Origin of the sequence: Leptospira kirschneri serovar Cynopteri str. 3522 CT, from assembly GCF_000243695.2 — a bacterium.
Classification (GTDB): Bacteria; Spirochaetota; Leptospiria; order Leptospirales; family Leptospiraceae; genus Leptospira; species Leptospira kirschneri.
Genome location: NZ_AHMN02000008.1, coordinates 73,942 through 96,481 on the forward strand (window position 1 = coordinate 73,942; position 22,540 = coordinate 96,481).

18 protein-coding genes and 1 pseudogene are annotated in these 22,540 nt (G+C 37.2%); 6 read left to right on the forward strand and 13 right to left on the reverse strand.

Features of this window, described 5'->3' with window-relative positions; translation table 11 throughout:
- Positions 1-4: 4 nt before the first annotated feature.
- The 10 genes from hisF to hisD are packed head-to-tail and all read right to left on the reverse strand — an operon-like array spanning position 5 to position 14,287.
- The gene (gene hisF / locus LEP1GSC049_RS215470; RefSeq protein WP_004752488.1) at positions 5-775 is read right to left on the reverse strand and encodes an imidazole glycerol phosphate synthase subunit HisF; all 771 of its coding nucleotides are present in this window, start codon (positions 773-775) and stop codon (positions 5-7) included.
- Positions 772-2,235: an Asp-tRNA(Asn)/Glu-tRNA(Gln) amidotransferase subunit GatA gene (gatA, locus tag LEP1GSC049_RS215465; RefSeq protein WP_016560805.1), complete on the reverse strand. Its 1,464-nt coding sequence runs from the start codon at positions 2,233-2,235 to the stop codon at positions 772-774. Before gatA ends, hisF begins: the two co-directional genes overlap by 4 nt.
- Complete coding sequence (gene gatC, locus LEP1GSC049_RS215460) at positions 2,232-2,522, reverse strand: Asp-tRNA(Asn)/Glu-tRNA(Gln) amidotransferase subunit GatC (protein WP_004751692.1); 291 nt, start codon at positions 2,520-2,522, stop codon at positions 2,232-2,234. The genes gatA and gatC overlap by 4 nt, the downstream gene beginning before the upstream one ends.
- Before the next feature lie 26 nt (positions 2,523-2,548).
- A complete protein-coding gene (locus tag LEP1GSC049_RS215455) occupies positions 2,549-3,964 on the reverse strand; it encodes an undecaprenyl-phosphate glucose phosphotransferase (protein WP_004752430.1) in 1,416 nt (471 codons plus the stop codon).
- 1 nt (position 3,965) lies between these two features.
- Positions 3,966-6,941: an LPS-assembly protein LptD gene (locus tag LEP1GSC049_RS215450; RefSeq protein WP_004759068.1), complete on the reverse strand. Its 2,976-nt coding sequence runs from the start codon at positions 6,939-6,941 to the stop codon at positions 3,966-3,968.
- Positions 6,942-6,964: 23 nt separating this feature from the next.
- On the reverse strand, positions 6,965-7,801 hold the full coding sequence (locus LEP1GSC049_RS215445; protein ID WP_004752175.1) for an undecaprenyl-diphosphate phosphatase: 837 nt from the start codon (positions 7,799-7,801) through the stop codon (positions 6,965-6,967).
- Between the two features lie 6 nt (positions 7,802-7,807).
- The gene (locus LEP1GSC049_RS215440; protein ID WP_004752285.1) at positions 7,808-8,527 is read right to left on the reverse strand and encodes a lipoprotein LipL31; all 720 of its coding nucleotides are present in this window, start codon (positions 8,525-8,527) and stop codon (positions 7,808-7,810) included.
- A 46-nt stretch (positions 8,528-8,573) separates the two neighbouring features.
- Positions 8,574-12,119, reverse strand: coding sequence for a transcription-repair coupling factor (gene mfd / locus LEP1GSC049_RS215435; RefSeq protein WP_004752366.1), 3,546 nt, complete (start codon positions 12,117-12,119; stop codon positions 8,574-8,576).
- The gene (panC, locus tag LEP1GSC049_RS215430) at positions 12,116-12,973 is read right to left on the reverse strand and encodes a pantoate--beta-alanine ligase (RefSeq protein ID WP_004752185.1); all 858 of its coding nucleotides are present in this window, start codon (positions 12,971-12,973) and stop codon (positions 12,116-12,118) included. Before panC ends, mfd begins: the two co-directional genes overlap by 4 nt.
- A 30-nt stretch (positions 12,974-13,003) precedes the next feature.
- Complete coding sequence (hisD, locus tag LEP1GSC049_RS215425) at positions 13,004-14,287, reverse strand: histidinol dehydrogenase (protein WP_004752051.1); 1,284 nt, start codon at positions 14,285-14,287, stop codon at positions 13,004-13,006.
- A gap of 99 nt (positions 14,288-14,386) precedes the next feature.
- Between hisD and LEP1GSC049_RS215420 the strand changes: the two genes are divergently transcribed.
- Positions 14,387-15,151, forward strand: coding sequence for an exodeoxyribonuclease III (locus tag LEP1GSC049_RS215420; RefSeq protein ID WP_004751893.1), 765 nt, complete (start codon positions 14,387-14,389; stop codon positions 15,149-15,151).
- Positions 15,152-15,171: 20 nt separating this feature from the next.
- Here the strand turns inward: LEP1GSC049_RS215420 and LEP1GSC049_RS215415 are convergent, their stop codons facing one another.
- Together LEP1GSC049_RS215415 and LEP1GSC049_RS215410 are read right to left on the reverse strand one after the other, a co-directional pair.
- Complete coding sequence (locus LEP1GSC049_RS215415) at positions 15,172-15,645, reverse strand: hypothetical protein (protein WP_004779412.1); 474 nt, start codon at positions 15,643-15,645, stop codon at positions 15,172-15,174.
- A 1,177-nt stretch (positions 15,646-16,822) separates the two neighbouring features.
- Positions 16,823-17,719 carry an alpha/beta fold hydrolase gene (locus LEP1GSC049_RS215410; RefSeq protein WP_016560765.1) on the reverse strand — a complete coding sequence of 299 codons (897 nt, stop codon included), beginning with the start codon at positions 17,717-17,719 and terminating at the stop codon, positions 16,823-16,825.
- A 32-nt stretch (positions 17,720-17,751) separates the two neighbouring features.
- Here LEP1GSC049_RS215410 and LEP1GSC049_RS2000000229260 point away from each other — a divergent pair.
- Both LEP1GSC049_RS2000000229260 and LEP1GSC049_RS215405 read left to right on the forward strand, forming a co-directional pair.
- Positions 17,752-17,966 (forward strand): annotated as a pseudogene (locus tag LEP1GSC049_RS2000000229260) (hypothetical protein).
- 144 nt (positions 17,967-18,110) lie between these two features.
- Positions 18,111-19,454, forward strand: coding sequence for a glycerate kinase type-2 family protein (locus LEP1GSC049_RS215405; protein ID WP_016560784.1), 1,344 nt, complete (start codon positions 18,111-18,113; stop codon positions 19,452-19,454).
- Between the two features lie 401 nt (positions 19,455-19,855).
- On the opposite strand, the gene LEP1GSC049_RS215400 is transcribed toward LEP1GSC049_RS215405, so the two are convergent.
- A complete protein-coding gene (locus tag LEP1GSC049_RS215400; RefSeq protein WP_004751734.1) occupies positions 19,856-20,848 on the reverse strand; it encodes a GGDEF domain-containing response regulator in 993 nt (330 codons plus the stop codon).
- 130 nt (positions 20,849-20,978) lie between these two features.
- Between LEP1GSC049_RS215400 and LEP1GSC049_RS215395 the strand changes: the two genes are divergently transcribed.
- Genes LEP1GSC049_RS215395 through LEP1GSC049_RS215385 form a run of 3 tightly spaced genes read left to right on the forward strand, consistent with a single transcriptional unit; the run spans position 20,979 to position 22,313 of the window.
- Positions 20,979-21,356, forward strand: a complete 378-nt coding sequence (locus LEP1GSC049_RS215395; protein WP_004759062.1) for a hypothetical protein — start codon at positions 20,979-20,981, stop codon at positions 21,354-21,356.
- A gap of 52 nt (positions 21,357-21,408) precedes the next feature.
- Positions 21,409-21,867, forward strand: a complete 459-nt coding sequence (locus LEP1GSC049_RS215390) for a four-helix bundle copper-binding protein (RefSeq protein ID WP_004759046.1) — start codon at positions 21,409-21,411, stop codon at positions 21,865-21,867.
- A 14-nt stretch (positions 21,868-21,881) separates the two neighbouring features.
- A complete protein-coding gene (locus tag LEP1GSC049_RS215385) occupies positions 21,882-22,313 on the forward strand; it encodes an LIC13259 family plasminogen/vitronectin/complement-binding protein (protein WP_004758970.1) in 432 nt (143 codons plus the stop codon).
- The last annotated feature ends 227 nt before the right edge of the window (positions 22,314-22,540 follow it).

The window sequence follows — 22,540 nt, forward strand, 5'->3', positions numbered from 1 at the left end:
CATTTCAATCCAAACGAACCGAAATGCCCATCTCTTCCATAGCCTTTTTAGTTTCGCGGATGGAATATTCTCCAAAATGGAAAATAGAAGCAGCAAGTACCGCATCTGCTTTCCCGCGTAAAATGGCTTCCACCATGTGCTCCGGATTTCCGGCCCCTCCAGATGCGATGATCGGAATTTCCAGAGACGAAGAAAAATTTTTTAGAAGATGAATATCAAACCCATTTCTAGTTCCATCTCGATCCATAGAAGTAAGTAAAATTTCTCCGGCGCCTTTTTCAGCGGCCTCCTGAGCCCAATCCAAAGCCTCTCTTCCGGTTGCTGTTCTTCCTCCGTGTAAAAAAACTTCATATCGATCTCTTTCTTTTTCATGTTTAACGTCAATCGCACAAACAATACATTGAGATCCGTAAATTTCGGAAGAATACGTTAATAGTTTGGGATTTTGAAAAGCGGCGGTATTGATTGATACCTTATCCGCTCCTTTTTCTAAAACGGCTTTCACATCGTCTACGGTTCTAATCCCTCCTCCTACCGTAAAAGGAATGAAAATCTTTTCGGCGATTCTCTCCACAAGATGAAGTAATATCTCCCTTCTATCTGAAGAAGCGGTTATATCTAAAAAACAAAGTTCATCGGCTAAATTTTCTTCGTAGATCGCCGCAGATTCCACTGGATCTCCAGCGTCCACTAGATTTACAAAATTTACTCCTTTGACTACCCGCCCGTCTTTAATATCCAGACAAGGAATCACTCTGGCAGTAAGATTACTCATCCAATATTTTCCGGAAATTGAATATTCATACCTTCTAATGTAGAAAGTGCTAATGCAGTTCCAAAAAGTTTTCTTTCTTGAAAATGGGGCGCCGTGATCTGCAACCCGATCGGAAGCCCTTTTTGATCCGTTCCCATAGGAACACTCATTGCAGGAAGTCCGGCAAGATTTACGCTCGTGGTCCAAATATCAGCCTTATACATCTGAATCGGATCTTTCGTTTTTTCACCGATTTTAAACGCCGTCGTAGGAGAAGTAGGTTGTAATATACAATCCACTTTTGAAAAGAAAGACTCGTATTCCTTACGAATCAAAGCCCTTGCCTTTTGTGCGGTTCCGTAATAAGCATCATAATAACCCGCAGACAAAGAAAAAGTTCCCAAAAGAATCCTTCTCTTTACTTCCGATCCAAATCCTTCCGTTCTAGAATCTACAAAAAGATCTTCTAGTTTTCCAGTTTTATCTTTTCTAGATCCAAAACGAATCCCGTCAAAGCGAGAAAGATTAGAAGAACATTCCGCAGTCGCTATGATATAATAAATTGGAATCGCAAAACCGAATTTCGAAAAATCAAGATCGACTAACGTGGCTCCTTTTTCTTTCAATTGATTTAGAATTTTATCATACGATTTTACTACTTCGGGTTGAATTTCCGAAGTCATTTTGATAACACCTACTTTCAATCCTTTGAAATCCTGAGTCGGAACGTCCGAAGCCGAAAATTCAGGACGATGAATAGAAGTAGAATCCTTTACGTCCTTTCCGGAAATCACAGAATATAAATCTATACAACCTTGTAGTTCTCTAGAAAAAGGTCCGATCTGATCTAAACTAGAAGCGTAAGCTACAAGTCCATAACGGGAAACGGTTCCATATGTAGGCTTAAGTCCATACAATCCACAAAGAGAAGCAGGTTGACGAACCGATCCTCCTGTATCCGATCCAAGTGCCAGTGGAACCATAGAAGCTGCGACCGCTGCTGCAGAACCTCCGCTGGAACCTCCAGGTATTCTTTCCAAGTCAAAAGGATTTCGAGTCGTCTGAAAAGCCGAATTTTCCGTGGAACTTCCCATCGCAAATTCATCCATATTGGTTCTTGGAAATAGTATAAAACCTTTTTCTAAAAGTTTTTCCACAGCAGTTGCGTGAAATGGAGATTTATAATTTTCTAATATTTTGGAAGAACAAGAAGTGATCGTATCCCGAACACATATATTATCCTTAATTGCAACCGGCATTCCATCAAATTCCGAAAGTGATTTTCCTGCTTTTCTACGTTTGTCGCTTTCTTCTGCGGCGCTTAGTATTTTTTTTTCATCTAAGGAGAGAAACGCTTTTACAAAACCATCTACTTCTCGAATCCGATCGATACAAGCGCTTACAAGTTCTGTGGAAGATATTTTTCCAGAATTCAGAGAACTTTTTAATTCCACATAAGATTTTTTTAATATTTCGTTCATGTTTCTATCACCTTAGGAACCACGAAATATCCGTTTTGAAAGGAAGGTGCAAACGTCTCTATCTCTTCTCGAGATAAATGTTTACCGGCCAAATCGGGACGAATTGCATTTTCATGATGTAGATAAATTTCATCGTCCTTGATTGAACTCACGTCTAGACCTTTTATCTGATCTACATATTCTAAAATCTTGTTGAAGTCTTGAAGAGCGGCCTCTTTCTCTTCGGAACGGATTTTTAAACGAGAGAGTTCGGCGATTTTTTGCAAAGAATCTTCGTTGATGTTCATGATTCTCCCCTTGCGGCAAGAGTGTTTTAGTATGCGTTTTTGTCCATGATTCCTTTAAAAGGAGTCAGTAGAATAATCTTCAAATCCAGCCAAATAGACCAGTTTTCAATATAATAAATATCCGCAGCGATTCTATCTTCGATCGAAGTATCTCCTCTCAAACCTTTGACCTGCGCGAGTCCTGTAATTCCCGCCTTAACCGCGTGCCTTCTCATATAATGTTTATGATCGTTTTTAAACTTCTCTACAAAATGAGGACGTTCCGGTCTAGGCCCAACAACTGACATATCCCCAAATAAAACGTTAAAAAACTGAGGAGTTTCATCTAAAGAAAGTTTGCGTAGAATTCTTCCCACACTCGTAACCCTAGGATCGTTCTGAACCGTCCAAGTCGTTTCGGATTGAGTTTTAGCTTGAACTACCATCGTTCTAAACTTAATCATTTTAAATTTTTTATTATCCAACCCTACTCTTTCCTGATAATAAAATACCGGACCAAAAGAAGTCAGTTTTACGAGTAAGGCCATCAATAGATAAAACGGAGAAAAAAACAAAATGAAAAGAATCGAAAAGGTTAGATCGAAAATTCGCTTTATGAATTTATTATATCCTAATCGAATCGGAATGTTCCGGATCGAAATTACAGGAAGACCTTCCATTTCTTCTACTCTTCCACGAGCTTTGATGAATTCCTGAAAACCGGGAACGATCTTCAGATCAATTCCTTCGTGATCACACGCGTCCAAAACTTCTTTTAAATAATCCCCTTCCGAAGATTCCAGAGTATAAACCACTAGATCGGGTCTTTCCTTTTCTAAAATGTGCGAGATCTTTTCGATCTTACCGATCACTTTCATTTCTTTACCGACCGGTTTTACACTTTTTGTTTGAACAAATCCTAAAATCTTATAACCGTATATTCCGTGTTTGATGACCGCGTCGTTAAAACGTTTTGAAGTTTCAGAAACACCTACAACCAATACACTTCTTAGATTGTATCCTTTTCTACGAAGAATACGCAAAATGATTCTAGCGGTATAATGAAGAATACTAGAGGTCAGAATGTTGATTACCGCAAAGGCAAGTACTACATATCTGGAAAACCGTTCGCTTCCTAAGTCTCCTCTAAAAAAGAATAAAACGGCGAGCACTAATACAAGATTGAGGAATACCCCGCTTACGATCGTCAAAAATTCGTCTATAAAGGAAAGACCTCTTCTTGGATGATAAAGATCGATCGCAATGAACACAATCACTTGAAAAAAAGCTAATAAAAAGAAAAGGAATATATAACTTTCAATATCTACATAACGTCTATCTGTTCCATTTTCGTCTAAAAAATAAAATCTAAAAACGAACGCCAAAACACCGCTAAATAAAGCATTTGAAAAATCTAATATCGTAAATATCAGCTTGAATGTTTGACTTCTTTCCTTTAACATATCAAGGGTTCTCCGAAGAAATTCCAGTGCTGTCCCCCGCTTGGAAAGGACGCTTTCGGAATCTAAACAAACGAACTCTGGTCAACTCCGAAGAATCTTGTTGTCCCAAAGTAAAATCTGTGATCGAAATCGAGAAAAATACGGATTGATCATAAAAGGAAACAAGTCCGTCCGTTCTTCCTCCAGGAACCGAACGTAGATCCATACTATATCCTAACCTAAAGTTGGCAGTATGAAGATTGTATTTAATCGTTCCCATAAATCGATTGATATTTAGAGCCGTGTTTTGTCTTGCACCGTTTCCATTAACTCCAGTTCCGTCTAACAAATCTTTTTGAAGAGAAGTTCGATCTAAATTGATCGTGGCGACAGACATGGTAGGATCGTTTCCGTAATAGAAAGTATCGTATGTATTACCAACCTGATTTGTATATCTCCAAGGTTGACTAACTCTAGAATCCAATTCCGCCTCAATTCCTAAATACCGAGTAAAATCTACATTCGCTTTTACGAATACTCTATAACCATCTAAAATTGGACTGTTATAAACGTGATACCAGGTTCCACCTAATTCCAGTTCACGAATCAAACGTACTAAAGGAAGTGTAAAACCTCCCATCTTATAAGAAGCCGTCAAACTGTTGTAAAGTGGTTTTGCTTTTGGATTGTGATGTACATAATCATTATTTAGAAACAAACCGGAATAAAAACTTCTTTTTCTTTCCAATAAGGAAACTCGTTTAGGCCGTAATCCATCCAAAAAGTCAAAATATCCAGAAAATCGAGCAACCGTAAAATACCATCTTTCTGCATCCGTAGGCTGAGGTTTGTACTCGTCAGAAAAAGTTCTTAAGTCTCTTATGGTTCGGATGGATATTTCAAAATTTTCTAAAGCATAACTTTCCAAAGAAAGTTCCAGTTCATGTTGTCTGGTTTTACCTAAAATAGGATCCTGTAGTTCCGGTTTATATATTTCAGTTTTTCGATAGGTGGTATTAAAAAATAAAAGTGGGATTCCAAACCTTAAGTTAGAAGAGGTTCTTAGGTATTCGTAAGATTCTCTTGCAAGATACCTTTCCAAAGAAGTAAACGCGTTATCCGTAACACCAGTCACCGCAGTATTATTCCTAACGTTTGCAGATTGTTTTTTAGCTCCGAAAAAAGCGTTTGGGGTAAATGCCAAATAACTTCCAAAATTGAGAGTGGTCCTAAGTCCGGATTCACCCTGAGTAAAATACTGAGTTCTAAATACGTTTTCTTTATAACTTCCCCAAGGGTCTTGAAAAGAACCGTCCAGAGTGGGAATTTTCAAATTTTCACGGATCGGAGCCCCGTAGTATCTTAGAATTGTATTATTTAGAAAAACGTCCCAATAAACCGCTGAATTAAAATAAGGAATTCTTCCAATTTCGGAAGAATTTCGAATCGTAGTAGTAGGTATCGTGTCGACCGTAGGAAAATATCCGGACTTATCCGCAGGATTTAATATATAATAGAGAAGATTTCGTTTCATTCCTATATTGATAGAAAGATCCCCTCTATTTTCCGTATAATCCAATTTCCATTCTAATGTGTTACGGATAAAACCCATACGAACGTTTCTAGCAGTATAAAGAGATTGTAATGTATTTGCAGGTTCGTATCGATTTCCGTATTCGTAATCAAAAAGCCTGTCCGTATAATTTTCGTATTGTAGACTGATGTTTCGGGTAACGTCTTTTTCCGTATTGTTCGTTTTAGAATTTAAAAGTATTCTACCCTTCCACCAAGGTTCTACGTCCGGTCCGATATTTCTAAGAGGAGCATTTGGGTCAGCCGAATAAAGAGCACCTCGATCCACTTGATTTGTAACCGCGGTTGTACCCACTCCGAAATTATGAAAACGATCCTCGTAAGCGGTAGTGGTTTGATACCTTCTATGATTGGCATAGGCTATATCAATTAGATAATTCAAAGCAGGGCTTTGATTCCACATCTCCATATGAAACGCCTGGCCCGTTTTTTCGTAAAAATCCGCTCTAAATTTATAACCCATAGGAGCCAACGGAAAGGTAGGAATTGTAGACCATTGATACGAAGTTTGTAAAAATAATCCTTGTGTGTTGTTTTTACCCGCTTGAGCAATCCATCCGTTTCCTAAATTGCTATTGTATAAAAATGGCAGCCAAAGAACGGTCGTACCTCCAACTTGATAACGAACGTTAGTCGCCATCACGGTTTTATCCTCATAGATATAAAGTTTATTTACCTTAAAGGAATAGTGAGGTTTTTCAGCGTTACAAATTGTAAAATAACCCATCTCTAACGCATAACGTTTATCATCCAGTTTTTTGAGTTTTTCTCCAATAAAATGAGCCGGAGAAAAAGTACCTTTTGTTTTATAGACCACCCCTTTTTCTAAACGAAAATCGTAGATAAACTTATCACCTTCTACAATCGCCCTACCATCCTTATAGACGATCCCACCTTCTGCATAAATTTCCTGTCTTTCGCTATCGACCGTGATCGTTTCCGCTTCTAAAGATCCCGAACGTAGTTTTAAACGAACTCTACCGCGAAGAACTAAAACCCCGGACTTATTTTTATCCACTTGAAGAAGTTCTCCTTCCGAAGCGTTTTCAATAGAAATAGGAAGCGCCTTTTTAGTTTGTGGAAGTTGGACCATTGGATCTACTGCTACCGGAAGAGGTTCCTCCAGAGCAGCTCGTAAGCGTTTTCTTCGAGTGAACAAAGAACCATCCCGAGTAAGTCCTAAAGAAAGTAAAAGATCGTCTACTTCTCTATCCGGAAGTGTATCTATAGATTTACCGAGGAGACGGTTTTTAGCTCTGAGTATGGCTAATTTTTTATCATCACCGGAGGAGGAATCCGATCCAGCCCCCGTAAGTAAACGAAGAGTCTGTTCATCCGTAGACTGAGCATAGATAGGAATCTTAATCAGCAGTAAAGATAAAATCAGAATCAGACGGAGAGGCATACCGTGTCAGATTATTCTCCTCATCAAATCAACTTAGTGAGAACGAGAACTCCGACCCCCAATAAAATTCTATAAACTCCAAAAACACTAAAAGAATGTTTTTGTAGATAACGTAAAAACCAACGAATCACCAAAGTACAAAGAAGAAATGAAACTAAAAAACCAAACATCAAAACTGGTATCGTATTTCCATTCAGAATAGATCGATACTTAATTAATTTATAAATCCCTGCGGCAAGAAGAACCGGCACAGCGAGAAAGAAAGAAAACTCAGCACTACTCTTTGTATCCTTTCCTAAAAAACGAGCCGTAATGATCGTAGCCGCTGATCTAGACATTCCTGGAACCAAAGCCATACATTGAAAAATTCCGATCAGAATAGAATCCTTAAAATGAATCGGTTTTTTTTCCTCCGTTCCTTTTTGATGAAAGTACCATTCCGCAATTAGAATGAGAACCCCTCCAAAGATCCAAGCGCCTGAAAGAATCTCTAAAAGATCCGGTCTTGCTTTGATCGTATCTAAAAATTTTTTCGCCATAAAACCGGCGATTAAAATCGGAAAAGCGCCAATACAAATTTGAATTAAAAAGTTAAATCCTTCTGAATCTGAGTTTTGTTTTAAAACGTATCGGAAAGAAGAAACGATCTGCGACCTGAATTTCTCTCTATATAAAAATAAAACAGAAAGAATCGCACCACTCTGAATGAATATATCAAAAAGGTCATCAAATTCTAAACTCTCTCCATAAAAGGGGAAAAAAGAACTGAATAAAAAAAGATGTCCTGTAGAAGATACCGGCAAAAATTCTGTGATCGCCTCAATGATACTTCTCAGAAAGGCGTTCAGATAGGGATTCAATTGAAATTACTGCCCGGTAGTTTTCGGGGTTTCCGTTTTAGGGGCAGCTCCTGTTCCAGACGAAGATTCTTTTTTATCCGCCTCGCCACCTACTTTTTTCTTTAAGAAAGCATCCAGATCGAACTTATCATTGTGTTTGATTGCAACCTGTTCTTTGATTCTTTCTAAAACCTTTGGAAGAATTTCCTGGGATTTATCCTTTTTCAACTTCGCTCTTGCAAAAAGAATACAACGATCGATAGGAAGAGAACTGATTTGAGGTTCCTTAGAACGAAGTTTTTGACATTCTTCCATCGCTTCTTCTTCGGAAATTTTAATCTTACTTTCTACAAGATGCATTACATAAAGTTGGGAAACGATTTGCATTTCCTGAAACTTTAGAATTTTTTTAATATCATCCCGTTTTGTAAAACCGTCTTTTTCGGCTGCGATCGTAGTGATCATCATGTCTCTATATTGATCGTAAAAATTTTTCTTTTGAAACTGATAGTTCAAAGCCCTCATCTGTTCCGGAACTTCCGATATGTCTTTAGAAATAAATTCGAGAAGATTTTCTTTTTCTATATTTTGAACTCGGCTCATCGCATCAATGGCTACATTATAAGTATCTTCAAAACTGTTCACAGTAATCTTGTTACCGTCCAAGGTTTCAATCACTTCGGAATTATCTCCACAACTCGCAAAAAACGCGATTAAAATAGAAATGAGAATACTGTTTTTTTTCATCGGACTAAAGTTCCTGTTGCAAAGATAGGATTCGCGCCTGGATCGTCTATACTTTTTTAGAAGGTAGCATTTCCGAAAGAAGAAAGATTAAACTATCTAGCTTTTCCTTTTCCAACTTCTTTCCAGTCTGAAAAATCAATACATTCGGTTCTTTAGGATTGAGGGTGAGTCCTGTTCTAGCAGAGATTAGCTGAATAATTTTAGTATGATCTCCTCTAAAATAAGAACCGGACTTCATCTTAATTTCATCTTTCATTTCTGTTACGGATTCAAAACCTAAACTAGACGCAAGAGTTCTGATCTTCTCTAAAAGTATAAACGTTTTTGCATCCTCCGGAGGTTCTCCAAAACGATCCAACATTTCAGAATAAATTTCCTCAATCTCATCTAAGTCTCTTGCACCTTCTAACTTTTTGTAAAATTCTATCTTCTGTCTTGTATCAGAAATATATGTTTCCGGAATAAAGAAGTTTGTATTCAAAGTAACAGAAGTTCTGACTTCGACTACGATTTCTTCTCCCTTAATTCTAGCGATCGCGTCTTCTAACATACGAACATAAAGATCAAATCCTACTTCCATGATGTCCCCGGATTGTTCTTTTCCGAGTAAATTACCAGCTCCTCTGATTTCTAGATCACGCATCGCCACCTTAAAACCAGAACCTAACTCTTGATATTCGAAGATCGTATTGAGTCTTTTTTCCGCCTGTTCGGTTACAACCCTATCTTTTGGTAACAACATATAAGCGAACGCTTTACGATCACTTCTACCAACCCTACCTCGAATTTGATATAACTGAGAAAGACCAAAAAGATCTGCCCGTTTTACAAAAAGTGTATTTACATTGGGCATATCAATTCCCGATTCTATAATCGTAGTAGTAACTAAAATATCGTACTTACGATTGTAAAAATCCAAGAGAGTTTCTTCTATTTCGTCTTCCGTCATTTGACCGTGTAAAATTCCAATAGAAACTTCTGGAACGAGTTTGTTCAGATAACTGGTTTCTTCTTCGATCGTTTCCACACGATTATAAAGATAAAAAACCTGACCGTCTCTTTGAATTTCGTTTCTAATTGCGTCCGCGATCAAATCGTCTTCCTCTTCTAAAACATAAGTTTCGACCGACTGACGGTTCTTAGGTGGAGTAGCGATGATGGAAAGTTCTCTGATCCCGGTCAAAGCCATGTGAAGAGTTCTTGGGATCGGAGTCGCGGTCAAAGTCAAAACGTCTACTAAATTCTTAAACTTCTTAATGGTTTCCTTATGATTCACACCGAATCTTTGTTCCTCGTCTATAATCAAAAGTCCTAAATTTTTAGGTTTTAATTTAGAGGAAAGAATGGCGTGGGTTCCGACCACCATATCTACCTTACCGGCGGAAAAATCGGCCAATATATCTCTAATTTCTGCGGGAGTTTTAAAACGGGACACGAGTTCGACTCGAACCGGATAATTTTCGAAACGATTTTTAAAAGTATTATAATGTTGTAATGCTAAAATAGTAGTAGGGGCCAACATCATAATCTGCCTACCCGCCATCGCAACCTTAAACGCAGCACGAATTGCCACTTCCGTTTTTCCGTAACCGACATCTCCACACACAAGACGATCCATTGGTCTAGAAGATTCTAAATCTTTTTTTACGGCTTCAATCGCTTCTATCTGATCTGGAGTTTCCTCGTATTCAAACTCGGCTTCAAATTCCTCTTGATAAATCGTATCCGGAGGAAACGCATACCCTTGTAGTTTGAGTCTGTTGGAATACATCTGAACCAAATCTTCTGCCAAGGCTTCGACCGCTTTTTGAACACGGTCTTTCGTTTTTTTCCAAGTGCTTTTCCCCAAACTATCCAAACGAGGAGATTCGGTTCCGCCAATGTATCTCTGAACCAAAGAAATCTGGTCCAAGGGAACAAACAAACTATCTCCACCCGAATATTCCAGTTTAAGAAAATCCCTTTCTTTACCACCAGCGCTGGTTCTTTCGATTTTTACAAATTTACCTACACCGTGATGGATATGGACTACATAGTCTCCCTCTTTTAGATCTATAAAACTCTGAAGTGCTTTGCTGCTTTGTTTTTTAAAACGTGTCTTACGTTTATATTCTCTTCCAAAAATGTCGTTCTCGGAAAGAATTAGAATTTTCTGATTTTCGAATATAAATCCGTTTCTCAGTTCGGACAAAACTAAAAACGCATCCGACTTGTGATTCCCCAAATGAAATGGAAGTGGTTCCGTAGAATCTTCGTTTAATAAAATCACACCTTCTTTTTCAAAAAGTCCTTGTAACCTTTTGGTCTGAGCTTCAAAAGAAGAAGTCAAAACGATCTTCCAACCTCCTGTCGCCCTCAATTCTGAAATTTTTTCTCTTACCTCTCTAATTTTACCTTTAAACGAAGGAGCTTCTTTTAAAAAAGAAACCAAATCGTTTTCGTTTCTAGGAGGAAGTCCCACAAAAGAAAGGCCGATCGATTCAGAAAGAACCTTAAACTCTTCTCCAAAAGACAAAAGTTTTTCAGGGGGGGCACATAGAACTTCTCGGGAACGTTTTTCAAAAAGAGAAACGTATTCTTTTTCCAAATGAAACAATTTTTCTTTTACAGAATTTGCAGAAGGAAAAATAAGAATCGGAGGTTGGGAAAAGTAAGAAAGAATTCCGTGGTTTTCTCTGACCAACGGAACAAGTTCCTCGTAATAAATTCCATAGTTACCTTCTGGAATTTCAGGAAGATGTAAAGAAGAATCAGAAGACTTTAGAAGATTCTGATATTCTTTTTTTTGTTCTTCGGAAAGAATATATTCGTCCGCGGGAAGAAGAATCGCCTGATTTAGATCGGCCATAGATCTTTGGCTGTCCGGATCAAAAGTACGAATCGATTCTATCTCTTCTCCAAAAAGATCAATTCTCACAGGCTCCGTGGAATACGAAGAAAAAATATCCAGAATTCCACCCTTTAAACTAAACTCTCCGAAAGTTTCACAAACCTCTACCCTTTTATAACCTAGATCGATCAATTGAATCAGAATAGATTCTAAATCAATCTCTTTTCCCTTTTCTAAAACGATCGCTCTTCCTTGCATCGTTTGTATCGGAGGAAGAGTTTTCAAAAAACCGGAAACGGAAGTAAATATCAAAGCGGGTTCCCCACTCAGTATTTTCGCGATGGCCTTAATTCTTTCCTGTTTCATCTCGGAAGGATAACGCATGTACTCGTAAGGAAGAACTTCCTGACCGGGCAAGTAAATCAGATCATTAGAGGGAAGAAAACTAAGAGCTTCTCTAAATAAAAATTCAGCCAATGTGTTGTTTTCGGAAATTACTAAAATCGTTTTATTCAATTTTTGAAATAAAGAAGAAGCTAATATAGAATGACTTCCCGTGGTAACTGAATATACCGAACCTACTACATCAGTGTTTACGGAAGGATTTTTTTCCGAGGCGGAGGAAGACTGCGTTTTTAGAGTAAAATTCGATTGAGTTTTTGTAGCCGAAGATTTTACTTTTGAAGTAGAATTTTTCTTTTTAGAAGAAAATTCAAACCTTGAAAAAATCTCCTCACCTATCACGTTCAAAAGATCTTTCATAAAATAGGAACACTCAAAGTAAGATTGTCTATCAAACGGACCGGGCCTATAAAAACTGCGATCGCCAGTAAGATTTCCCCTTCTAAAATTTCCAAAGGATCGAGAGTATTTGCATTCAAAATTTCTAAATAATCCAGACGAATTTTAGAAGAAGAATCTAAAACGTCCTTCATGATTTCTTTGACCAAAACGGGATCTTTCATTCCGGAAAGAATTTGATTTTCTCCTAGTTTGAGAGATCTGTAAATCAAAAGTGATTCTTCTTTTTCTGTTTGGCTCAAACGAGCGTTTCTAGAACTAAGAGCCAAACCCTGGGGAGAACGAACTGTTTCACAACCAATCACTTCCACTGGAAACGCCAAAGTATTACAAAACTCCCGGATGAGTAGATATTGCTGATAATCTTTTTTTCCGAAAAAAGCAAAATCAGGTTGTACAAAATGAAAGAGCCTAGAAATTACCAGAAGCACACCTTCAAAATGTCCTGGCCTAGAAACGGCACATAAGTTTTTCATTAAATTAGGAATTTTTAATATAGTATTCGGAATTCCTCCGGGATACATAGTTTCTTTGTCCGGTAAAAAAACAAGATCCACTTTTTTAGATTCACAAAGTTTCAAATCCCCTTCCGTATTGACCGGATATTTGGCGTAATCTTCCGGATCGTTGAACTGAGCGGGATTTACAAAAATAGAAACCACGGTTTTATCCGTTTTGGATAAAGATTCTTCAAATAGGTAGGTGTGACCCTCGTGCAAATAACCCATGGTAGGAACAAAACCGATCGTTTTTCCTTGGGTTTTCCACAGACGAACTTTGTCCAAAACTTCTTCAGGAGTTTTACATACAATCATAATATTTAAATATACTTAAGTTCTACTTTTTTACAGCCTAATTCTCACCGAATGTCCGTGTTCCTCGTCAAGACCCTCGAATTCGGAAAGCACTTTAACGTGTGGATACAGATTTTGGAGAGACTTCTTAGAAACCTCTTGCCAAGTAACACGTTTTAAAAACGTAGAAACTCCTAAAGAAGAATAAATCCTAGCGGCTCCTGCGGTCGGAAGTATATGATTGGTTCCGCTAATATAATCCCCCATGGCAACCGGAGAATAATTACCTAAAAAGACGGAACCGGCGTGTTTTACTTTTTTTAAATCCTTCTTAAAACTTTTGGTTTGGATCTCTAGATGTTCGGGAGCAAATAAATTTGAAAATACAAAACATTCTTCTAAATTAGAAAAAACAAATATTCTTCCATGATCTTCAATGGACTTACGTTTCATCTCTCCTCTTTTAGGTCTTTCTACAAGAGCCTTTTCCACTTCTTTTTTTACTTTTTGGGCAAGAGATATAGAATTCGTACAAAGGATCGCAACAGAATCTTCTCCGTGTTCCGCCTGAGACAAAAGATCTGTCGCGACCCAAATAGGATCTGCAGAATCGTCGGCTATGATCAAAACCTCGCTGGGACCCGCTGGGCTATCGATTCCTATCACACCTTGACCGCTTAAATATACTTTTGCGGCGGTCACAAACTTATTTCCGGGACCGACCACAAATTCGGAAGAAGGAATACTTTCCGTTCCATAAGAAACAGCAGCAATTCCCTGTGCACCTCCCGCCATAACGATTCTATCAGCTCCGGCGATTTTGGCGGCTGCAATCAGACCTTCCGGTAGACCTCCTTTTCTAGGAGGGGTCACAATTTGTATATTTTTTACTCCGGCGAGTTTTGCTGGAATAACTCCCATTAGAATCGTAGATGGGTACAATGCTTTTCCACCTGGAGCATAAACGGAAACAGATTCAACCGGAGTATGTAGGATTCCAAGTTTATTTCCGTGTATTATAATTTCTTTATTTTCTGGAATTTGAATTTTATGAAAGTTACGTATATTTCTTGCTGCTTTTATCAGGGCGGTTTTGAATTTGGGATCGATTTTAGGATTCAGTTTAGAAATTTCCAAAACAAAGGATTTAGGAGGAACAACCTCGTCAAACTTTTGAGTGTATTCTCGAAGTGCAGAGTCTCCTTTATTTTTTACGTCTTCTACGATCGGCTTTACGAGAGCCAACGTGGAACTTAGGTCTTCTCTAGCACGTTTTAAAACAGGATCTAAAATAGAATGATCCTTTAAACCGACTTTCAAAATTTGTATCGCCATCTAAGAAACCAGAATTTCCAAAAGAACGAATCCTGCATCTGAAATTTATTCAAAAAACAATTGCTTATAGAAGGAATTCCTTCAACTTACACACTGCTTATGAAATTTATCTCACTCAACTGTAACGGAATTCGTTCTTCCCTGGAAAAAGGACTGGCTGATTATATTCGGAATATAAAACCGGATTTTATCTGTTTTCAAGAAACAAAGGCAAACCAAGACCAGGTCCCGCCTTCTCTCTGGGAAGAAGGAGGTTATACTCCGATTTTCCACAGCGCCGAAAAAAAAGGATACAGTGGAGTTGCCGTTCTTTATAAAAAACCCCCGGAAAAAATCACAATCGGAATCGGAGACCCGTTTTTTGACAAAGAAGGAAGAAGTATCTATTTAGAATATTCTAACTTCGCGCTTTGGAATTTATACTTTCCCTCCGGAACCACTGGAGATGTACGCCAAGCAGCGAAGATGAAGTTCTTGGATCTATTTCAAAAAGAATCCTCTAAAAGGAGAAAAAAACAACCGAATATCATCGTATGTGGCGACGTAAATATTGCCCACACTCCTCAAGATATTCATGATCCAAAAGGAAATGCAAAGAACAGCGGATTTTTACCCGAAGAAAGAGAATGGTTATCCGGATTTTTAAACAAAGGTTGGGTGGATACATTTCGATATCTACATCCGGACAAACAGGAATATTCTTGGTGGACCTTTCGCGCGGGAGCCAGAGCCAAAAATAAGGGTTGGAGAATCGATTATTTTTTTGTTACAGAAGAACTTAAGAAAAACGTAAAGAGCCATTCTGTCTACAGAGACAAGCCTCTTTCCGATCACGCCCCTCTTGAGTTTGAAATTAAACTTTAGAATTTTATAATTTTAACTTTTTAACACGCCTTTTTATGATTAGATTCTAATATGAGTTCCCACATTCTGAGGTTTTTAGGAAAGTGATTAGGTAAAATCGCCTTTTTTGAAAATTCTAAAATTTTCCATTCTTTAAGATCCAATGGAAATTTAGGTAAGAATTTTTTAACCAATCCAATCGCATCGGATTCAAATAAAAGCACGTTATCTGTCATCCTATTCTGAGATCTGGAACGAACTATTTTCTTTTCGGTGATGGTCCCATGAAGTAATATCGGATCTTTCCAAAAAGGAATTTTAACTTCCAAAGTGGCAGGTTCACCTACGGAATCCAAATTAAAACGTTCTAAATTTAGGCTCATGGAAGTGCCTTCCCAACCGCCAATTTCTGCTGAATAATTTCCGGTTTTACTGTGAACTTCTAAAGGAATACGAACTGATTTTACGGATTCCTTAACTGAATCTTTGAAATCTTCGATTATTTTTTCGAGCATTGTGTACCCACTTTTTAAAGAGAAAAGAATAGAATTCTGTCTCATTAAATTTTCTCATATTTTGTTGTGCGATGCAATAACAAAATATTTTGCTAAATTTCGATTTCGCATCTATTCAAACAATCTGATCCTTTGTTTTTTTCAATTTATCTATGATTTTCGAGTTGATAGGCTTTTTTTGAAATGGTTTCTATTTAAGAAAATGTAGGAACTACTACTTTCAAACAAAAATTCACCATTAACCTTATTATTGTTTCCATATATCTTAGTCGCCAAAAAGAAACGATCCCACTTGTTACTCTTACTGATCTCTATAAAATTGAGTACCGTTACTACTCGGACGTATGAAGATGTACCAGTTATTAACGACCGAATTTGCAAAAAAAATAACAGTACTTAAAAAAATACCGCAAATTCGGGATTTACGGCATTTTAGAGCAAGACCCAAACATTCAAATTTTTGAAACAATCAACCCAAGTATTCTATTTATGTGCCGAGTAGTAATTTTATCACAAAACACTGATTCCATGCAAAATATTAGGTACTTTATTAGAGTTGTTGAAAAATTCCATAGTGGTGTTTAACAAAACTATTTCAATTGCTCGTTTCGATGAAATAGAAACAGATGGAGAATTCATTTTTCAACAACTCTATTATATAGTTATGAGTAATAAGAAATAATTCAAATTCCATCCTAAAAAATTTTTCCTGCTCAGAACTATATAATAGAGTTTCTAAGCTCTGTTTCTGAAAGGGGGCTTCCATTCAAAAGTTATGATACTTTAATATATGGATATGAGTAGTAGTTCCTACATTAGTGATCGATTGATAAGAACAATAATTCTTAAGTTTTGTGAGAGTTCCCACACTTGAATACGACAGTTATAAACTTCTATTTTTTAAATTATGGTAATTCCCATAGATTACTCGAACACATAAAAACAATACTATGATGAGCTTGTTTCAAAAATTAGAATACGAGATCTCTTTCAAAAAAGTCAAAATTCCAGATTAGGCATAATTTGTAAGAATTATTACGTCTTCATAAAATCGGCCATTAATTTTTAGTATGATTCTCATTCGTCTGAGTAGTATATAGTTCCGAATAAAAGAAGAATAGAGTTGTTGAAAAATTCCATAGTGGTGTTTAAAAAAACATTCATATTAAAAAATATACTAATTTTCTAATTTAATAAAACGAAATATCTCTTTTGCAACAAGCTCTGGCGCTTCCAAATGCAAAAAATATCCCGCCTTACCGATTACTTGAAAAGAAACCCTAGAGTAAAATTCTGATTCAAGACCTTTGTAGACAGAAGTGGAAATACATTCGTCCTTTTCTCCAGCAAGTACCAAAGTAGGAACTGAAATTTTATGAAATACCAATTCCCGACTCGAATTCCAAAGAGCTAAATTCCCAGGAGTTAATAAACCCCTATAATAACCAAGAGCGGTGATTAAATTTTCGTGGACCTTTAGATTTTCAAAAACCTCTCTAAAACGTTCTTCGGGAATTTTCCAACCGGGACTCCAATCTTCCCAAAGTCTACGCAAAAGATCATTTTTCAACAATGCAGCTTCCGGAATCCCTGCTCTAATTTGAAAGAATAAAACATACCAACTTCGAACAATTTGAGAAGGATAAACGAATAGATTCTTTAAATACGTAGGAATAGGAGGAACAGAAAGAGAGACTAACGTATCTATCGTTCCAGGAGAAAGATTAGCAAACGCATAAGATGCAATGGCTCCCCAATCGTGACCCAATACCACGGTGGCTTCCGGATTATATCTGGACTTCAAAGATTCTACGATAAATTTTAAATCTCCTGCCAATTCGGCAATACTAACAGTTGTAGAAAAAGGTACGCTGGAACCGGGAGAATATCCTCTCATAAAAGGAGCGATACACGTAAAATCTTTTTTAGAAAAGATCTCCATCAATTCTTTCATAGAACCGGCGTCGTCCGGAAATCCGTGAAAGAAAAAAATAAGCTTTTTTCCATTCCCTAAACTTAGATATTTATATTCTCTTTCTCCATTTTTTAAAAAAGAGGTTTTGATTTCCGACATGAAAACTCCCATTATTACCGAGAACTTACACAATAAATCACCTTGAATTTGTGTACAAAGCTACCGCTTAAAAACGGAATTCTCTACAAATTATGATGTAGTTCTTTCAGTAGTTTTGTTTTTCAAAAAGCATTTTGTGAGGAACTACTTTGAAGTTTTAAAATCTATTGTCAAAATAAATATAAGAATTTCTATAAAATGAATTTTGGATTGGATTTATGAAACGAGAATTTTATATAAAAATTAGCACTTCATTTTTAAGTTTGATAAAAGACAATCTCACTGGAGATAAAACAACTTTCTAAAATCCACAAAACAACAGTCCAACTTTCATGATGATTTTAACTAAAAACGTTTCTTTTTTAAAAGGATCTTTTGTCTTTGGAATCCGATGCCACGTCTCTCTTTTTTAAACGGCGAAAATGTAAACATTCATTCTACTCAATCCATCTTATTTCATTTAGGTGGTATTGCGATCCGAAACTCTTTGCCCGGACTTTCCGTTCGTAAGTTTTTATTAGAACAAAAACCAAAAGGAAGAATTTTACTACTTTCTATCGGAAAAGCCGCAGAAGAAATGGCCAGCGCCGCTTATGAAATACTACAATCTCAGATTTTCGGAGGAATTATTCTCACAAAATACGGATATACTTCGGGAAAAAAATTTCCACCTTTGGAAATTTTAGAAGCGGGACATCCAATTCCAGATACAAATAGCCTACTTGGTGGAAAAAAAATTCTAGAACTCTGTTCCAGTTTACAAAAAGACGATATTGTCTTAATGCTTCTTTCCGGAGGAGGTTCCGCTTTAATGGAAGTTCCCGAACCCGGCCTAAATCTAGAGGATCTAATCGCCTGGAACTCTAAACTCCTTTCCTGCGGGGCAGACATCCAAGAAATCAATTCGGTAAGAACTCTTTTATCCTCACTCAAAGGTGGTGGTTTACTTACAAACATTCTTCCTTCAAAATCGATCACCTTAATTCTATCGGACGTAATCGGAGACGACCTTTCCAAAGTAGCTTCCGGGCCAACGATTCCTTCTGAAATCGATAAAGATTCTATTTTAAGAATATTCAAACAATATGATTTATCTTTAGATCCCAAGCTCGAAGCTGTTCTATACAAAAAAACGGAAGGATCCGTAAAAAGTTCAAATCAGAAAATCAAACCCAAAAACTTTTCAGCAGAACATAAAATCGATCCAAACAAGAATTCCGTCCATTGTATCGGAAATATAACCCAAGCGCTCGAGGCCGTTCAAAGAGAGTGCATAAATTTGAATATTCCGGTTCTTTTACTAACCTCTTCCTTAAATTGCGAAGCAAAGGAAGCAGGTTTCTTTTTAGGAGAAATCGCAAAAGAAAATCTGAAAAATAAAAATTTTTCCCTTTTAATTCTCTGCGGAGGAGAAACCACTGTGACTCACGACGGTTCCGGAAAAGGGGGAAGGAATCAAGAATTAGCACTCTCTTTCTCCAAACAAATCTCCGGTTGCCAAGGAATCACTTTATTCTCTCTCGCAACGGACGGAAGCGACGGTCCTACCGACGCAGCGGGAGCAATCGTAGACGGAAACACTTGGAAAAAAATTTACAAAACCAACGACGCAAATTTGGCTCTCAAAACACATAACTCCTACGAAGTTTTAGATCAAGTCGATTCCCTGGTTTTTACGGGTGTAACTGGAACCAACGTAAATGATATTCAATTTTTATTGATTACTGCGCCTTGAAAATTTTTTCTTACTCAATCATAGGATTTTCGATTTGTTATGTCTTACTCATACCTATCAAATTGAGTATCCATAAATCTTGTGATGAAATATCGGTTAACGATAGTCCAGTATAATTCAACACAAAAGCGATTGAAGCTCAGCAAAACACTCTTTCAAAGTTTAACCGGTAAATCCATGATTTGTAAGAGTTCCCACTGATTAAGCATTAGAGTTGTTGAAAAATTAATTCTTGATCTGTTTGTATTGGATTGAAATGGACAATTGAAGCAATTTTACGAATCTTCACCATGGAATTTTTCAACAACTCTATTACAAATTCTTAAATATTTATTATTTTATGGAAACGATCGCAGTTTTGTGAATCACCACTTTCAATAACTTTAATTGAATAAAAGAAGTCAGTCGTTTTGAGGATAAAATCGAAGACAGTTTCTTCCTTCCTCTTTTGCCAAATAGAGCGCCTTGTCGGCACGTTCGATTAACTCGGAAATGGAATTTTCAGGACTTGGACTTAAGGTAGCCATACCTATACTGACAGTTACAATTGAAGCGGTCTTAGACGCGGCATGTGGTATTGCTAAATTCTCTACATTTTCCAAAATGTTTCGACTCACAACAACCGCATTCGACTCAGTTGTTTCGGGTAGTACAACCGCAAACTCTTCTCCGCCGTATCTAGCCGCCACATCTCCCGCTCTTCTTGCACAATCTCGAATCGCAGAAGCCACCCGCTTCAGACATTGATCACCACCTTGATGACCATACGTATCATTATAAAGTTTAAAATGATCTATGTCCAACATAATAAGAGCAATACCAGCTCCAGTTCTCCAGCAACGTTTCCATTCCGTAGATAAAATCTCATCAAAGTATCTACGATTGTAAAGTCCGGTCAGAGAATCCGTCCTGGAAATGGCGACTAAATAGGCATTCACTTCTTGAAGTTGGTCGGTCAATTTTTCCAACTCCTTTTCTCTTTCCTTTCTTCGAGTCATTTCTTCAAAAAGCCGAAGTGCAGAACGAACCCTCGCCAAAAGTTCGATCGCGTCGAATGGTTTTACTACGTAATCGATTGCACCGGAATCAAACGCTTTTTGCAAAACGTCCGATTCTTTCAGAGCCGTGATCATAATAACAGGAATATCTTTCAATTCTTCCTTTTCACGGATCAATTTGAGAATTTCAAGTCCTGTAATTCCTGGAAGTAAAATGTCCAAAAGAATCAAAGAACATTCTTTTTGAGGAGGTTCTTGGTTTTTTAAATTCAACCAACCGATGACCTCTTCGGGGGACTGGCTTGTATAAGTATTTTTGTATCCCGACTTTCTCAGGATACCCTGCATCAACATACAGTTCTCCTGTGCATCGTCTAAAATAAGAATGGAATCCATTTCAAATTTTCTCCTCGGTTTTTACAACGGACAGCAAACTAAGAAAGGAATACAAATGTCACTTTAATATCAAACGATTTTTTAAAAACTTCTTGCCCTATCTTTTGATTTCTTAAGTCTAAGAGACAAGATGAAGGCAAAACGTTGCGCAGCTTTTTTAGGAATGATCAGTTTGACTTCTGCTCTGATTTGTTTTACTGTAATGCTTTCCGGAAACACTTGCCCCGCATTCACCCAGACAATTAAAACCAACTGTCACCCATCCGAAAAATCGGATGACCAAACCTCTTCTACTTGTTCTTCCTGCAATTTACTTTTTTCTGCGGAACATTCTAAAACTCCAGAATTGTACAGAAACTATTTATCCGTTCTTACAATTTTTCAGAACCCTTCTCATTTTGCATCTTTGATTTTTCATTTTCCAAAAACGGGGAAAGATCAAAATTCAAATCTAAACGCGCAAAAGTTCGTCATTCAATCCATTTCTTCCATCAGACTATTGATCTGATACCAACTCCCTTTTAAAATTATTTTACAACTTTAAAATTAAGGAATATTATATGTTAACTAGAAAAGAATTACTCACACAATCCGCGGCTCTAATTGCATTTGCATCCGGAGCAGATTTACTTTTGGCAAAAGGATCCGATTCTAAATCCTTAAAAAAAACCGAAAAAAAATCGTATCAAAAGATAGATAAAAAAATTTTAGAGGCAGCAACTAAATGTGCGTTAAACTCCGAAATTTGTCTTTTCCATTGCGAAGAAAATCTATCAACGGGAGATACGATGCTCGCAGACTGTCTCAAAGCGGTAAAAGATACTTTGGCTCTTTGTAAAACGTTCGTAAGTTTAGGGTCTTCTCAGTCTACTTTTGCAAAAGAAATAGCCGCAATTTGTATCAGAGCCTGCGAAGTTTGCGAAAAGGAATGTAGAGTTCACGAATCTCATCATGAGGTCTGCAAAAACTGCGCGGACAGTTGTCAAGAATGTATCTCGGAACTGAAAAAAATAGCATAAACAGGAAAAACAGAATGAAACAGAAAATTATAATATTCTACTTTATTGGATTTATTTTGGTAGGTTTTTCGGAGGCAAAATCAATCCTTCCCACAAGACCCGCAATTTTGTCCGAGTTAAATCGGATCCACCAATCTTTTTTTAACGGGGAAGAAGTAATCGTGGAACCGCTGATCGCGTCCTTACAACAGGAAACGGCTAGAGATTCTTCTCTTTCGCCTGCTCTCAAAGCAGCGAAAAAACTCAAAAACGCATCGGACGAAAAAACCAAACTAGAAGCTTATTCCGAACTTTCAGAAACGCTCAAGGAGTATATTCAAAAAGATGAATCTACCGGATTTCACGTATTTTATTGCCCTATGGTAAAAAAGAAATGGATCGCTTCCGGAGATAAAGTTCAAAATCCCTATGATCCAACTATGAAAAGTTGCGGAAAAAAAATATAAACGAACCGTTTTTAAAACAACTTTTAGATCCCGCGATCTCAATTGAGATCCGGGGTCTAAATTTTAAAACAAACCACTAACAAAACTCAGCAGAATAATCTAATATTTTGCACTGAAACAGAACTTTAAGATAAAAGTTCATGGTATTCAATTCTATCAAGATTAGAAAATTTCTATAAAAAGCTTTTTCATTTTTGTAAAGGTCGCAAAACGGCGATTTTATGCAA